A 14,109-nucleotide genomic window follows, 5' to 3' on the forward strand; every position below is an offset into this window, starting at 1 on the left:
TGCAAACTCAAACAGCGAAGCGAGATGCAGGAGGACGCAATGGGGGACGGCGCGGTGCTGATGTCGCCGGAGGCGCTGGAGGCTTTCCTGCACGAGGAATTCCCCCAGGCTTTCGGCCCGGGCAAGGCGCACAAGGTGATCTCCACCGGCCCCATGACGGCCACGGTGCAGCTTGATGCCGGTGACGATCATCTGCGGCCCGGCGGCACGGTCTCCGGCCCCTCATTGATGGCGCTCTCGGATGTGGCGGTCTATGCGGCGCTGCTGGCGCAGATTGGCCCGGTCGCGCTGGCCGTGACCACCAATCTCTCGATCAATTTCCTGCGCAAGCCGGCGCCGGGCCCGATCCTTGCCGATGCGCGGATCATCAAGCTCGGCAAGCGCCTTGCGGTCGGCGACGTGGCGCTGCACAGCCCGGGCAGCGCGGATCTGGTCGCCCATTGCGTCGCCACCTATTCGATCCCTGCTCGCTGACTTAAGGGCAGGAGGCCTGATCAGGATCAATGCGCCCCCCATGTCCGCACCTCAGGATGCGAGAGAGGGGGCGACATGCGAAGATCCATCCTCATCATCCAGGGCCATCCCGATCCGCACGGCAGCCATTTGTGCCATGCGCTCGCGGAGGCCTATGCGCGCGGGGCGCTGGCGGCCGGCCACAGCGTGTCGCGGGTGGAGGTTGCCTCGCTCGATTTTCCCCTGATGCGGACACAGGCGGATTTCGAGACAGGCTCCATGCCCCACGACCTGCTCCCGGCGCGTGACGCCTTGCTGGAAGCCCACCACGTTGTGCTGCTGTTTCCGCTCTGGCTCGGGACCATGCCGGCATTGCTCAAGGGGTTTCTGGAGCAATTGATGCGACCGGGCTTCGCCTTCGTGCAGGCGGGGCCAGGATTTCCGCAAAAGCTGCTCGGCGGGCGCTCGGCGCGGGTGATCGTGACCATGGGCATGCCGTCCCTGATGTATCGCTGGTATTTCTTTGCCCACGGCGTGCTGGGATTGGAACGCAACATCCTCGATTTCGTCGGTATTTCCCCGGTGCGCCACAGCCTGTTCGGCATGGTCGAGGCAGCGGGCGCGGAACAGCGGGCGGGTTGGTTGCGGGAGATGGAACGTCTCGGCCGCGCAGCCCGATAGCGGCGCAGACGGGGGTTTAACATGCGGGAAAAGTGGCTTGAACGATGGTGTTATTGCACCATTTTACTAAGCCGCTGAAATATATGGAAAATTTACGGCCTTGGCGCGTTGACGTGTCGGGAGGGCTGGGTTACAAGCCCCGTCATTGCCGGAGCCGTGCGATCTGTCGCGGGGCCCAGCTTTCTCATTCGGAAACCAATCCATGAAGACGTATTCGGCCAAGCCTGCCGAAATCGAAAAGAAATGGGTGGTGATCGACGCGACCGGCCTCGTTGTGGGCCGTCTCGCCACGATCATCGCCATGCGCCTGAAGGGCAAGCACTTGCCGCTGTACACCCCGCACGTGGACTGCGGCGACAATGTCGTCGTAGTGAACGCCGAGAAGGTGGTGCTGACCGGCCGCAAGCGCGAGCAGAAGGTCTATTACCACCACACCGGCTTCCCCGGTGGCATCAAGGAGCGCACCGCCAAGTTCCTGCTGGAAGGCCGCTTCCCTGAGCGCGTCATCGAGAAGGCCGTGGAGCGCATGCTCGCCCGCGGCCCGCTTGGCCGCAAGATCATGGGCAATCTGCGCGTCTACAAGGGCGCTTCTCATCCGCATGAAGCGCAGCAGCCGGTCGCCCTCGACGTGGCCGCTCTCAACCGCAAGAATGTGGGGAACTGATCATGGCTGAGGTTCTTCAGTCCCTCGACGCGCTCGATTCCCGCCAGGGTGTCATCGAAGAGGCGCCGGTCCATGTCCAGAAGCTGGACAAGTTCGGCCGCGCCTATGCCACCGGCAAGCGCAAGGACGCGGTCGCCCGCGTCTGGATTCGCCCCGGCACCGGCAAGATCATGGTGAACGACCGCGACGTGGTGACCTATTTCGCCCGTCCCGTTCTGCGCCTGATGATCAACCAGCCGTTCCAGGCTGCGGCCCGCGAAGAGCAGTATGATGTGGTGTGCACGGTTTCCGGCGGCGGCCTCTCCGGCCAGGCCGGCGCGCTGCGCCACGGCATTTCCCGCGCGCTCACCTATTACGAGCCGGAACTGCGCGGCCCGCTCAAGAAGGGCGGCTTCCTGACCCGCGACAGCCGCGTGGTCGAGCGCAAGAAGTACGGCCGCGCCAAGGCTCGCCGCAGCTTCCAGTTCTCGAAGCGCTGATCTTTTCCGCGTTTGCGGGATCGAAAAGAAGAACGGCGGGGTTTTGCCCCGCCGTTTTTTTATGCCTTGCGTTTGGTGGTGTGCCCCGGAGCGGTGGCAGCGTCGGCGTGCTGCCTGGAGGGTGGCCCAGGCGCGCGGTCCCGCGCGTCGACGCGCTGAGGGGTGGCCCGGCGCTCAGAAGCTCGGGGTATCGCCGGGCAGCGGGCTCCACTGACCATTGTCGGTGGGATCGCCAGGAGGCGAGGAGCCCATATAGCCGTCGAGATTCGGCGGGAAGACATAATCCTCATTGCGACCGTCGCCAGAGCTGACGTCAGGACGGATCGGCGCGCCCGGGCCGGGATCGAGATAGCTGCCCTGTGGGATCACAGGCAGGTGGATCACATTGGGATTGTGGGGTTGGATGGTGATGTGCGGCGGGTTGGAGCTTTGAGCGACGGCGCGATCAGCTACCGCCGCGACCAGCGCGACGCCGAGCGTGCAGAGGGTGACGCCTCCGACCCAAGACCAGACCTTCTGCATGGAAACCCCCGACAATGGCGTCGCTCCGCATAGGCGAGGGCGCGGACATTGGCAAGCGACCGCATCGGCATGGCGCTCCGTCGGACTTTTGGTAAGGTCACCCCGCACCGCCTTGAGGGTCGATTCATGCCCGCTTTTTGCTTCTCGCGCCTGGTTTTTCGCAGCCTTCTTGTTTTCGGCGTCACGGCAGCGGCTTTTTTCACGGCCCCACCCGCGGATGCTGCGCCCGCCCGCATCATCATCCTGCGGCACGGGGAGAAGCAGGATGCCTATCGCCTCTGTTCGGTCGGCAATGAAAGGGCGCGGGCGCTTGCGGCTCAATATCTCGGCAAGGGCGCTGCAAACTCCCTGTTCGCGTCCGGCGAGGGTCCGGCCGCCTTCTTCGCCGTGACGCTTCACACGATGGAACTCGCCGCGCCCGCCGCTGCCACCTGGGCCCAGCCGGTGGTTATGTATACCGCCTTGCCGAGCGCATCCGCAGGTCCGCGCGGGAAGGTGCGCAAGGCGCCAGCGCCCGGCGCGCCATCGGCCAGCGCCTCCCCACCGGCGCAACCCAAGCCGAAGAGGGCCGTGAGCGACTCGGCAAAGGCCGAGCGCAAGATGGATTTCACGCGGCTGGTCACGAGTCGCACCCAACAGGCGGTGGATGACGTGCTCTCCGATCCGCGCTGGAGCGGCAAGACCGTCGTCATGGTGTGGGAGCACGACCATATTGCCGATGCCGAACTTGAAGCCGCCAATCCCGGCGCGGCTGTCACGCTGCGCCAGTTGCTGAAGCTCGGTACGCTCCCGGAGGTGCCGGCGAGCTGGCCTTTCGCGACCTATGATTATTTCTGGATCGTAGACTTCGACGCGGACGGAAAGCCGGTGCGCTTCACCCTCAAGCGGCAGGTGTTCGAAGGCGCTTTTTCTGGTCTGCCGAGCAATGAATGGGGCGCCCCCAATGGCCTGACGGCGGCATCGCGCTGCGTATTGTGACGGGCTGCGGTGGTGCAGCGGCAGGTGCATCGACCGTGCCTCCTCGCGTTGCCTCCCCCTTGCCATGACAGCCCGACGGAAATGCCCGGTTTGGGGAAGGCCGTAATCGATAATCCGTCCCGGCATCGCGATGTCCGTGACTACTTAAATACCGCTGAAGGAAATTCTTGTTATTCTGGTTTGGTGTGACCTAATATTGCTTACGTTGTCTATCGTCCGAGGAATTTCGTGTCGGATCAAAATACTTATCTCTTAATATCATCTCTTCTTGACAGTATAGACATTGCTTTTTGTCTTTTTGATGCCGAAGATCGTACGATTCTTTGGAACTCAGCATTTATCCGATTTTTCCCGGAGCATGCGTCTCATGTCTACACTGGTGAACCCTATCGCGAAAACCTGCGACGCTTTTACACCGGCCGGTTGACCGAAGAAGAGCTTCCGTTCATCGAGCGTTATATTGACGAAGGGGTGAGCCGTCATCGGACCCAGACGCGCCCTTTCATATTCACCCACCTCGGCCGGCGGCTTCGCGTCGCCTCGCAACCGACCCATGATGGCCAGAGGATTCGCATCTGGCATCAATTGTCGGAAGATCACGACACGCCCGAGCCGACCGCATGGAACGAGTTTCCGATCGACTTGCTGGACTATATCGCCGACGGCGCGATGGTTCTGGACCAGAACGACAAGATCGTCGCCACCAACAAGGAGTTCCGGTCGCTTTATGACCTGGAGGACGGCGTCTCGGTGGTTGGATCGACCCTCGTTGAAGTGGTGCGGCAGGCTTGGGAAAAGGCCGGCTTCACGGAGCGCGCCGTGGAGCAGTCGATGTTGGACAACATGCTGTTCGCCGGCACGCCGTTCGAGGTCGAACTGCCCGGTGGCCGCTGGAGGCGGGTCATCGCGCGCCGCACGGCCAGCGGGATCGGTTATTTCACCCATTCTGACATTACGGTGCTCAAGCGCGCCCTTGCCGACCTCGCGGCGATGGCCACGACCGACGGGCTGACCGGACTGGCGAACCGGCGGCGTTTCGATGCCGCGCTCGATGAGGAATGGCGCAGATGCAGCCGCGACAATGCCACCATTTCCCTGCTGCTGGTGGACATCGATCACTTTAAATCGGTGAATGACCGCTTCGGCCACGTGGTCGGCGACAATTGCCTGCGGCGCACCGCCAGTCTCGTCCAGGAGGCCGTGCGCCGATCCGCGGATGTCGCGGCACGCTTCGGCGGCGAGGAATTCGCGATCCTGCTGTCGAATACCGGCGAAGAAGGCGCGGTCGAGGTTGGTTGCCGGGTCCGTGCAGCCATGGCGCTAGAACCCTGGGAGCAATTCCACCCGTTTCTGAAACAGGTGACCGCGAGCATCGGAATCTGCACGGCGCGGAATGCCGCGCGGCTGCACGTTTTCGATTTCATGCGCCATGCCGACGAGGCGCTCTATCGCGCCAAGAACGGCGGCCGCGACCGGATGGAAATCCTCGTCGCGTAGGCCGCCCCAGCCGAGGGCGACGGCGCGTTTCAGGCCGCCTCGTCCGCCTCGGTTGCAAGTCGGGACGGCAGGATGACGTTCTCGTCGCCCCAGGCCTTGAGGGCGGCGATCACCGGTGCCAGGCTCCGCCCGCGCTCGGAGACGCTGTATTCCACCTTGGGCGGAACCTGCGCGAACACACGCCGCGTGATCAGCCCGTCCGCCTCCAGCTCCCGCAACTGATTGGTGAGCATGCGCTGGGTCACGCTCGGCAGGCGGCGGCGCAGCTCGCTGAAGCGCAGCGTTCCCTCGAGGAGGTGGTGGAGGATCACACCCTTCCACTTGCCGTCGATCAGGCTAAGCGTCGCTTCCACGGCGCAGCCGGGGCTGCAATCAAGCCTGTAGTGCCGGACGCGCGGCATGGCGGTATCCTTTTCGGCCCTCTGGTCGCCGATGTGACGGTTACGTGTTCGCTGAACATAAGCATCGGCGTTCGCTGCGACAACGTGAGCGAAGGGCCGGCCGAATGCCTCTGCACCGACGGCGCGAAACCGCCGGCTGCATATCCGACGACAATGATTTTGAGATGGTGGTGAGCCCGTCGGGATTCGAACCCGAGACCCCATGATTAAAAGTCACGTGCTCTACCGGCTGAGCTACGGGCTCACTGGGCATGGGTGTTAGGCTGCGCGGGCCGCAGGGTCAAGGTGGCTAAGGGAAACTGCCTGTGTGCTGCGGCGACGACTCGCCACGGTTTTGCTGCAGTGCGCCTTATTACCGCCACCCACGCCATTGACCACATCCCCCGCCCGCGCGCACCATCCGGCTGAGAGGGAGGCCCTTCATGCCCGTCATCAACCGGCTCGCGGATGCGGCCGATGAAATCACTGCCTGGCGCCGGCAGCTCCACCAGACGCCGGAGCTGCAATACGATCTGCCCGTCACATCGGCATTCGTGGCTGAGCAGTTGCGTGCCTTCGGTTGCGACGAGGTGGTGGCCGGAATCGGCCGGACGGGCGTTGTCGGGGTGATCCGCGGAAACAGCGGCGCCGGCCGCACCATCGCGCTGCGGGCGGACATGGATGCCCTGCCGATCCTGGAGCGGACCGGCGTTGCCTATGTCTCGCAGGCGCCCGGGAAGATGCATGCCTGCGGCCACGATGGCCACACCGCCATGCTGCTCGGCGCGGCGCGTCATCTTGCCGAGACCCGAAGCTTCGCCGGCACCGCCATCATGGTGTTCCAGCCGGCGGAGGAAGGTGGCGCGGGGGGCCGCGCCATGGTTCAGGACGGGCTGATGGAGCGGTTCGGCATCGACGAGGTCTATGGCATGCACAATCTGCCGGGCCTGCCGGTGGGCTGCTTCGGCATGCGCGAAGGGGCGATCATGGCCTCCGCCGACCACGTTGAAATCATTGTCGAGGGCAAGGGCAGCCATGCCGCGAAGCCCCACGAAGGCGTCGACGTGGTGCTGACCGGTGCCTCCATCGTGACCGCGCTGCAGCAGGTCGTGGCGCGCAATCTGGATCCGCTGGAGTCCGGCGTGGTCTCCATCGCCATGTTCCATGCGGGCGATGCGGACAATGTGCTGCCGCCAAGCGCGAAACTCACCGGCACGCTGCGCAGCCTCTCGCCGGCGGTGCGGCTGCAATTGCGCGAACGGGTGAAGCAGATCGCCGAGGGCGTCGCGAGCGCGTTCGGCGCCAAGGCCGAGGTGCATTTCGTGGAGGGCTATCCCGTCACCATCAACCATCCCGCCCAGACCGCTTTCGCCCAGCGCGTGGCGGAAGAGGTGGCCGGCGCGCCGCAGGTGAACGGGGCCGCCCCGCCGCTGATGGCGGCGGAGGACTTCGCCTATATGCTGGAAGCGCGCCCAGGCGCCTATATTTTCATTGGCAACGGCCCGAGCGCCGGGCTGCACCATCCGGCCTATGATTTCGCCGATGCTGCGATCCCCTTCGGCGCTTCCTATTGGGTGCGGCTGGTGGAAAGCGCGTTGAGGGCGGGCTGAGCGCGGCTGAGCGCGGCTATTTCGCCGCCTTGCGCATGCGGAACTCGAGGATGCCGGCTTCCACCGTCCGGCCCTCGAAGATATCGCCGGTCTGCTGCGCGATATGGGGAATGTCGATGACGGACATGGGATCGGTGCAGGTCACTACCAGCCGTGCGCCCGGCGCCAACGCCGCCAGCGCCTTGCGGGTGCGCAGCGCCGGCAAGGGGCATTTGAGCCCCTTGAGGTCGAGATGCACTTCAGGTGCAGCGCTTGCCTCGGCGGGCGGCTTGCGCGGAAACGGGCCGATCACGTGGCCTGATCCTGGAGCCGCGCGAGGCTCTCTTCGCGCCCCAGCACCGCGAGAACATCGAAGATGGGGGGCGAGGTGGTGCGCCCCGTGAGGGCGGCGCGCAGAGGCTGGGCCACGGCGCCGAGCTTGATGCCCGCCGCCGCCGCATAATCGCGCACCACGGCCTCGGTGGCCGGCACGGTCCATTCCGCCGCCGCCAAAGCCGGCAGCAGCGCGCCGAGATGGGCCCGCGCCTCGTCGCTAAGAAGCGCGCTGGCCTTCTCCTCCAGCGGCAAGGGGCGTTCGGCGAAGATGAAGCCGGCATTGTCCAGCAGCTCCACCAGTGTTTTTGCCCGCTCCTTCAGGCCGGGCATGGCGGCGCGCAATTGCGCCTTGTGGTCCTCCGTCAGCTTCGCCAGCCGCTCGGCGCCGTCGGGCAGATAGGGGATGAGGGCGATCACGGCGTCGAACAGCTCATCGTCAGTGCTGGCCCGGATGTAATGGCCGTTGATGTTCTCCAGCTTCTGGAAATCGAACCGCGCGGCCGAGCGGCCCACATGGTCGAGATCGAACAGCGCAATCATTTCCTCGGTGGAGAACATTTCCTGGTCGCCGTGGCTCCAGCCGAGGCGCACCAGATAATTGCGCAGGGCGGCGGGCAGATAACCCATGGCGCGATAGGCATCGACGCCGAGCGCGCCATGGCGCTTGGAGAGCTTGGCGCCATCCGGCCCGTGGATCAGCGGGATATGGGCCATCTGCGGCACGTCCCAGCCGAGGGCGCGATAGATCTGGGTCTGGCGTGCGGCATTGGTCAGATGGTCGTCGCCGCGGATGATGTGAGTGACGGCCATGTCGTGATCGTCCACCACCACGGCGAGCATGTAAGTGGGCGTGCCGTCGGAGCGCAGCAGGACCAGATCGTCCAGATCCTTGTTCGGGAAGGTGACGGTGCCCTGCACCAGATCGTGAATCACGGTCTCGCCCTCCTGCGGGGCGCGCAGGCGGATCACCGGCTTGCGGTCGGCGGGGGCCTCGGCGGGATCGCGATCCCGCCAGCGGCCGTCATAGCGCGGCGGACGGCCTTCCTTGCGGGCGGTCTCGCGCATCTCCTCCAGCTCTTCGGCCGTGGCATAGCAAGGATAGGCATTGCCCAGCGCCAGCATGTCCGCGACCGCCTGCTGATGCCGGGCGACGCGGGAGAATTGATAGACCGTGTCGCCGTCCCATTCGATGCCGAGCCAGCTCAAGCCGTCGAGGATCGCGTCGATGGCTTCCTTGGTGGAGCGCTGGCGGTCGGTGTCCTCGATGCGCAGCAGCATCTTGCCGCCCTTGGCGCGGGCATAGAGCCAGTTGAACAGCGCGGTACGGGCGCCGCCGATGTGCAGGAAGCCCGTGGGGGAGGGAGCAAAGCGCGTAACGATCTCTGACATGAAGGTCCGCCGAAAAGGGGGTCTGGAGCGGGGCGGCGCGCCGCCGGAGGTGCCGTATGGACCGGCGGCATGTGGCGCGCGGGCGGCGCCCGTGTAGCATAGGCCGGCGCGTTGGGGAACGCGGGGGCATGGCAAGGACATCACACACCGGCGATGAAGACCCGCCGCGCGCCGCGAAGGGCGCGGCGCGCGCGCTTGCGTGGACCGGCCGCGCGGTGCCAAGGCTGCGCGCGACCATGTTCCTCGCGGACCTGCGCGCGCGGTTCGGCGCCGCCCTCATCGCCGACCTTATGGCGGAGGCGGAGGCGGGCCGCCTGGTGCTGTGGCTGCCGGTGCTGTTCGCGGCCGGGATCCTGCTTTATTTCGGCGCGGACCAGGAGCCCTCGCTTGTCGCCAGCCTCGTGCTGACGGCGGCACTGCTGGCGGCAACCATCGCGGCGCGCGCACGGGCGTTCTCGTTCGCCGCGCTGAGCGCGGTGCTCGCACTCAGTTGCGGCTTCACGATGGCCTGCCTGCAGACCGCCCGCATCGCCCGCCCGGTCCTCATCCCGCCGGCCGGCACCGTTCAGCTGACAGGCTATGTGGAGCATCTGGAGAAGCGGGCGAGCGCCGACCGCATCATCCTACGGGTCGAGACCGCCAAGGCCAAGGGGCTCGATGTGAAGCCCGAGCGGGTGCGCCTGTCGCTGCCGCGCGGCTCGGCGCCGCAGGTGGGGGCGAGCCTGAGCCTGCCCGCCCGCCTGCTGCCGCCGCTCGGGCCGGCGATGCCGGGCGCCCATGATTTCGGCCGCGCGCCCTGGTTCGCCGGCATCGATGCGGTCGGCTTCTCCTTGGGTCCGCCGAAGCCGATCGCACTTGCCACCGCGCCGCCCTTCAGCGTGCAGATCGCCGCAACCGTTCATGGGGTGCGTGTAGCGCTCGCCGAGAAGATCCGTCGCGTGCTGCGCGGCTCCGCCGCCGACATCGCGGTCGCCTTGGTGACCGGAGACCGCTCCTCGATCACCCCGGCGGTCGAGGAGAGCATGCGCCTGTCGGGCCTCACCCATGTGCTGTCCATCTCCGGCCTGCACATGGCGCTGGTGGCGGGCACGCTGTTTGCGCTGGTGCGCGGCGTGCTCGCACTATTTCCACCGCTGTCGCTGGGAGCACCGGTGAAATCCCTGGCGGCGGGATGCGCGCTGCTCGGGAGCGCGGCCTATCTCGTGCTGTCGGGAAACGACGTCGCAGCGCAGCGCTCGTTTCTCATGCTGGGGCTGGTGCTGCTGGGGGTGATGGTGGGGCGGGCCGCTTTGACCTTGCGCAGCGTCGCGGTGGCGGCGGTGCTGGTGCTGGCGATCGCCCCGGTCTCGGTGCTCGATCCCGGCATGCAGATGTCGTTCGCGGCGACACTGGCGCTTATCGCCGCGTTCGAACGCCTGCGCCCGCTGCGGCTCGGTTGGGCGGCGCACGGCTTGGCGGGACGCGCCGCGCTGAAAGCCGCGCTGTTCGTCGGCACCCTGGCGCTGACCTCGCTGGTGGCGGGGCTTGCGACGGCGCCTTATGGGGCGCTGCATTTCCACCGGGTCGGCGCCTATGGCCTTCTCTCCAATCTCGCGGCCATGCCGGCGGTGAGCTTTCTCGTGATGCCGTTCGGCCTGCTCGGGGTTCTGCTGCTGCCGTTCGGCTGGGATTCCCTGGCGTGGCCGGTGATGGGCGTCGGCATCGACATCATGGTCGCGGTCTCCGACCGGGTCGCTGCGCTGCCCGGCGCGGGCCTGAGGACCGATTGGTTCAACCCGGTGGCGGTCCTTGTCCTGAGCCTTGCCCTGTTGTGCCTGTGCCTCATGCGCACCCGGCTGGCGGCGATTGCATTGCTTCCCGCCGCCGCGGCCTTCTTGCTCGGCGGCGCCCCGCTGCGCCCCGATATTCTCATCGCGCCCGATGGGCGGACGGTGGCGGTGCGTATCGCGGACGGGACGCTCTCGATCCTCGGGGCGTCCGCGAACAAGATGGTGGCGGAGCAATGGCTGAGCCGCGAGAGCGATGCACGCAGCCCGCAATCCCCGGGCCTCGCCGACGCCTTCCTTTGCGACCGGATGGGATGCACGGCCCGCACGTCCGGCGGCATCGTCGCTGTTTCGCGTCGCCCGGAGGGGCTGGAAGCCGATTGCCTGAATGCGGTTCTGGTGGTGAGCCCCAATCCCGCCCCCATCAAATGCCCGGCGCAGGTGGTCACACCGACAGACATGGCGCGCACCGGGACCCTCGCGCTGTTCCACGTCGCCGGCGCCATGCGCCCCGAGGAGCTTTGGCGCGTCGCGCCAGCCCGCACGCCCCAGCGACAGAGGCCCTGGATGCCACTGTTGCCGCCTATGGCAGAGCCGTCGACGGCATCGAACTCCGCCTCGCAGGCGCAGGAGGATGCCTTGCGCTAGTTCAGCCGTCGCATTCGGGAGAGAGGGGAGCGCGCGAAGCTCAAGGGATTAAAACATCTGGCGGGCAGGGATGGCCGCCCGAGAAGATCTCAATAACGGCGCATCAATCCCACGAGCCGGCCTTGGACGCGCACCCGGTCGGGACCGAAGATCCGCGTCTCATAAGCCGGGTTGGCAGCTTCGAGGGCGATGGAGGCGCCCTTTTTGCGCAGGCGCTTCAAGGTGGCTTCCTCGTCGTCCACCAAAGCGACGATGATATCGCCGGTCTCAGCCGTATCGCATTTGCGGATCAGCACCGTGTCGCCATCGAGGATGCCGGCTTCGATCATGCTGTCGCCGCGCACTTCAAGGGCGAAATGCTCGCCCGAGCCAAGCATTTCCGGCGGCACGTTCAAGGTATGGCTGCGCGTCTGTATGGCCGAGATCGGCGAGCCGGCGGCGATGCGGCCCATAACCGGCACGGTGACCGTGGGCGAGGCATCCTCGTCTTCCATCGGTGGGCGGACCCGTCCAAGGCTGCCCTCGATCACGCTCGGGGAGAAGCCACGCCCGCCGCCGGAGGAGCGACTGGCCGCAAGGCCAGGCGCCGCGCTGTCGGGCAGGCGCACCACTTCCAAGGCACGGGCGCGATTTGGCAGGCGGCGGATGAAGCCACGCTCTTCCAGCGCCGTGATCAGGCGATGAATGCCGGACTTGGAGCGAAGATCCAGCGCTTCCTTCATCTCGTCGAAAGAGGGAGGAACGCCGGTCTCTTTCAAGCGCTCATGGATGAAACGCAAAAGGTCGTATTGCTTGCGCGTCAGCATGGCCTCGTCCGCCCCCATCCCAATTTCCGCTTTTCAAGCGATGCCCGAGAGACATCACAGAAAACGAAACAAATCATGAACAAGCATTAGCTGTTCCTTTTGTGTTCCGCAAGGGTGAACATCTCGTAAACGGTATTTCAGGAGGGAAACGGGAGGATCATGCAGGGGTCGCCCACCGCGCCCGGAGGGGCAAAGGCGGGGCGGATCAGCAGGCAATCGGCCGCGGCGAGGGTCGAGAGCATCGAGCTGTCCTGGATCGGCAGAGGGGTAGCGCACACGGCGCCGTCCTCGGCATGGGAGAGGGTAGCGCGCATGTAATCGATGCGGGAATCGTTCGCCCGGGTGGGCGCGCCGAGCCGTGCCGGCCGGGGCTCCGGTGCCAGCCTGGAGGCGCCCTGCAGGGCGTTCAGCAAGGTGGTGAGGAACAGCACCGCGCAGACATAGGCGGAGACCGGATTGCCCGGCAGCCCGAGCACTTGCATCGCGCCGCGCGCGCCGAACATCAGCGGCTTTCCCGGCCGCAGCGCGATTCTGTGAATGGTGAGGGCGACCCCTTCGTCCCGCAGCGCGGGCGCGATCAGGTCGTGTTCGCCCACCGAGGCGCCGCCCGAGGTCACCAGCACGTCGACCCCCGATTCGGCCGCAGCCCGGATGGCGGCGCGGGTGGCCTCCAGGGAATCACCCACCAGGCCGAGATCCACCGGCTCCGCGCCGCAGGCGCGCGCAAGTGCGGCGAGCCCGTACACGTTCGAGACCACCACCTCCGAGAGCGCGCCGGTTCCCGAGCCGGGCCGCACCAGTTCGTCGCCGGTCTGCAGAATGCCCACCTTCGGCCGGGCGCGAACATCAAGGCGCGCATGATTTGCGGCAGCGGCCAGCATCACGTCGCGGTCGGTGAGGCGATGCCCTGCCCGTAGGATGAGGCCGCCGGCCGGGAAGTCGAAACCGGCCTTGCGCACATTGCGCAGCGGGGCGGTATGCACGGTCGTGGTGATGGTTGCGCCGTCGCGGGTGATGTTCTCCTGGATCACCACCGTGTCGGCACCGTGCGGTAGCAAGGCCCCGGTGAAGATCCGCACCGTCTCGCCCGGCGCGATCGTGCCGGCAAAAGGACGGCCGGCGGCGGATTCGCCGATGACCCGCAGCGTGGCCGGGACCTCTGCGATGTCGGCGCTGGAAACTGCGTATCCGTCCATGGCCGACATGTCGGCCGCCGGCTGGCTGCGCAACGCCCAGAGATCGCTTGCAAGCACCCGGCCGGTGGCCTCGGCCACGCTCACGCTCTCGACCGGCAGCGCAGCGATGCCCGCCACCACAAGCGCAAGCGCCTCATCCACGGGCATCAAGGCCATGTCGCCTGCTCCGAATCCATTATGCGTTCGGATGCGTTATACCAACGACCACGGTCTTTGACTGGTTTCGATCTGAATTCGCTCAGGCGCCTGCGGCGCGCCATTCGCCGGAGCGTCCGCCGGATTTTTCCAACAGGCGAACCCCCTCGATGCGCATGCCGCGGTCGGCCGCCTTCGCCATGTCGTAAATGGTCAGGCAGGCGATGGAAACCGCAGTGAGCGCTTCCATCTCGACGCCGGTCTGGCCGCTTACCTTCACCCGCGCGCGCACCACGAGACCGGGGAGGGCGGCATCCGGCGCTATCTCCACCTCGACCTTCGAGAGCATCAGGGGATGGCAGAGCGGAATCAGCTCGTGCGTGCGCTTGGAGGCCATGATGCCGGCAATGCGGGCGACGCCGAGGACGTCGCCCTTCTTCGCATTGCCGGACAAAATGAGGTCCAGCGTCTCGGACGCCATGATGACCCGGCCCTCCGCCAGAGCCTCGCGCGCGGTCACCGCCTTGTCCGCGACATCGACCATGCGCGCGGCGCCCTGGGCATCGAGGTGGGTCAGTTCGGACATGGCG

Annotated in this window: 15 protein-coding genes and 1 tRNA gene; 8 read left to right on the plus strand and 8 right to left on the minus strand. The window is 66.4% G+C overall.

Annotated elements, in window-relative coordinates:
- The first annotated feature begins 39 nt into the window (after nucleotides 1–39).
- From V5F77_RS17290 to rpsI, 4 genes are all read left to right on the plus strand, one after another.
- Complete coding sequence (locus tag V5F77_RS17290) at nucleotides 40–474, plus strand: PaaI family thioesterase (RefSeq protein WP_429006582.1); 435 nt, start codon at nucleotides 40–42, stop codon at nucleotides 472–474.
- Between the two features lie 75 nt (nucleotides 475–549).
- Nucleotides 550–1,134 carry an NAD(P)H-dependent oxidoreductase gene (locus V5F77_RS17295; RefSeq protein WP_429006583.1) on the plus strand — a complete coding sequence of 195 codons (585 nt, stop codon included), beginning with the start codon at nucleotides 550–552 and terminating at the stop codon, nucleotides 1,132–1,134.
- Between the two features lie 202 nt (nucleotides 1,135–1,336).
- Entirely contained in the window at nucleotides 1,337–1,798 is a 462-nt protein-coding gene (gene rplM, locus V5F77_RS17300; RefSeq protein WP_429006584.1) for a 50S ribosomal protein L13, read from the plus strand.
- 2 nt (nucleotides 1,799–1,800) lie between these two features.
- Nucleotides 1,801–2,277 (plus strand): 30S ribosomal protein S9, encoded by a 477-nt coding sequence (gene rpsI, locus V5F77_RS17305; protein ID WP_429006585.1) that lies wholly within the window; start codon nucleotides 1,801–1,803, stop codon nucleotides 2,275–2,277.
- A gap of 174 nt (nucleotides 2,278–2,451) precedes the next feature.
- Here the strand turns inward: rpsI and V5F77_RS17310 are convergent, their stop codons facing one another.
- The gene (locus tag V5F77_RS17310; RefSeq protein ID WP_429006586.1) at nucleotides 2,452–2,799 is read right to left on the minus strand and encodes a hypothetical protein; all 348 of its coding nucleotides are present in this window, start codon (nucleotides 2,797–2,799) and stop codon (nucleotides 2,452–2,454) included.
- 126 nt (nucleotides 2,800–2,925) lie between these two features.
- Between V5F77_RS17310 and V5F77_RS17315 the strand changes: the two genes are divergently transcribed.
- Together V5F77_RS17315 and V5F77_RS17320 are read left to right on the plus strand one after the other, a co-directional pair.
- Complete coding sequence (locus tag V5F77_RS17315; RefSeq protein WP_429006587.1) at nucleotides 2,926–3,777, plus strand: histidine phosphatase family protein; 852 nt, start codon at nucleotides 2,926–2,928, stop codon at nucleotides 3,775–3,777.
- 228 nt (nucleotides 3,778–4,005) lie between these two features.
- A complete protein-coding gene (locus V5F77_RS17320) occupies nucleotides 4,006–5,274 on the plus strand; it encodes a sensor domain-containing diguanylate cyclase (protein ID WP_429006588.1) in 1,269 nt (422 codons plus the stop codon).
- 29 nt (nucleotides 5,275–5,303) lie between these two features.
- Here V5F77_RS17320 and V5F77_RS17325 read toward each other — a convergent pair whose 3' ends face one another.
- Together V5F77_RS17325 and V5F77_RS17330 are read right to left on the minus strand one after the other, a co-directional pair.
- Nucleotides 5,304–5,675, minus strand: a complete 372-nt coding sequence (locus V5F77_RS17325; RefSeq protein ID WP_429006589.1) for a winged helix-turn-helix transcriptional regulator — start codon at nucleotides 5,673–5,675, stop codon at nucleotides 5,304–5,306.
- 168 nt (nucleotides 5,676–5,843) lie between these two features.
- A tRNA-Lys gene (locus tag V5F77_RS17330) sits at nucleotides 5,844–5,919 on the minus strand.
- A 178-nt stretch (nucleotides 5,920–6,097) separates the two neighbouring features.
- Between V5F77_RS17330 and V5F77_RS17335 the strand changes: the two genes are divergently transcribed.
- The gene (locus tag V5F77_RS17335; protein ID WP_429006590.1) at nucleotides 6,098–7,264 is read left to right on the plus strand and encodes a M20 aminoacylase family protein; all 1,167 of its coding nucleotides are present in this window, start codon (nucleotides 6,098–6,100) and stop codon (nucleotides 7,262–7,264) included.
- Between the two features lie 16 nt (nucleotides 7,265–7,280).
- On the opposite strand, the gene V5F77_RS17340 is transcribed toward V5F77_RS17335, so the two are convergent.
- Both V5F77_RS17340 and gltX read right to left on the minus strand, forming a co-directional pair.
- On the minus strand, nucleotides 7,281–7,556 hold the full coding sequence (locus V5F77_RS17340; protein WP_429006591.1) for a sulfurtransferase TusA family protein: 276 nt from the start codon (nucleotides 7,554–7,556) through the stop codon (nucleotides 7,281–7,283).
- Entirely contained in the window at nucleotides 7,553–8,968 is a 1,416-nt protein-coding gene (gltX, locus tag V5F77_RS17345; RefSeq protein ID WP_429006592.1) for a glutamate--tRNA ligase, read from the minus strand. Before gltX ends, V5F77_RS17340 begins: the two co-directional genes overlap by 4 nt.
- Nucleotides 8,969–9,096: 128 nt before the next feature.
- Here gltX and V5F77_RS17350 point away from each other — a divergent pair, with 128 nt between their 5' ends.
- A complete protein-coding gene (locus tag V5F77_RS17350; RefSeq protein WP_429006593.1) occupies nucleotides 9,097–11,382 on the plus strand; it encodes a ComEC/Rec2 family competence protein in 2,286 nt (761 codons plus the stop codon).
- Nucleotides 11,383–11,471: 89 nt separating this feature from the next.
- Here the strand turns inward: V5F77_RS17350 and lexA are convergent, their stop codons facing one another.
- The 3 genes from lexA to moaC all read right to left on the minus strand — a co-directional run bounded on the left by lexA (nucleotide 11,472) and on the right by moaC (nucleotide 14,105).
- Nucleotides 11,472–12,188, minus strand: coding sequence for a transcriptional repressor LexA (gene lexA, locus V5F77_RS17355; protein ID WP_429006635.1), 717 nt, complete (start codon nucleotides 12,186–12,188; stop codon nucleotides 11,472–11,474).
- Nucleotides 12,189–12,325: 137 nt separating this feature from the next.
- Nucleotides 12,326–13,540, minus strand: coding sequence for a molybdopterin molybdotransferase MoeA (locus tag V5F77_RS17360; RefSeq protein WP_429006594.1), 1,215 nt, complete (start codon nucleotides 13,538–13,540; stop codon nucleotides 12,326–12,328).
- Nucleotides 13,541–13,622: 82 nt separating this feature from the next.
- Nucleotides 13,623–14,105: a cyclic pyranopterin monophosphate synthase MoaC gene (moaC, locus tag V5F77_RS17365; RefSeq protein ID WP_429006595.1), complete on the minus strand. Its 483-nt coding sequence runs from the start codon at nucleotides 14,103–14,105 to the stop codon at nucleotides 13,623–13,625.
- Nucleotides 14,106–14,109 lie beyond the last annotated feature (4 nt).

This window comes from Roseixanthobacter psychrophilus, assembly GCF_043195195.1.
Lineage (GTDB): Bacteria > Pseudomonadota > Alphaproteobacteria > Rhizobiales > Xanthobacteraceae > NCEH01.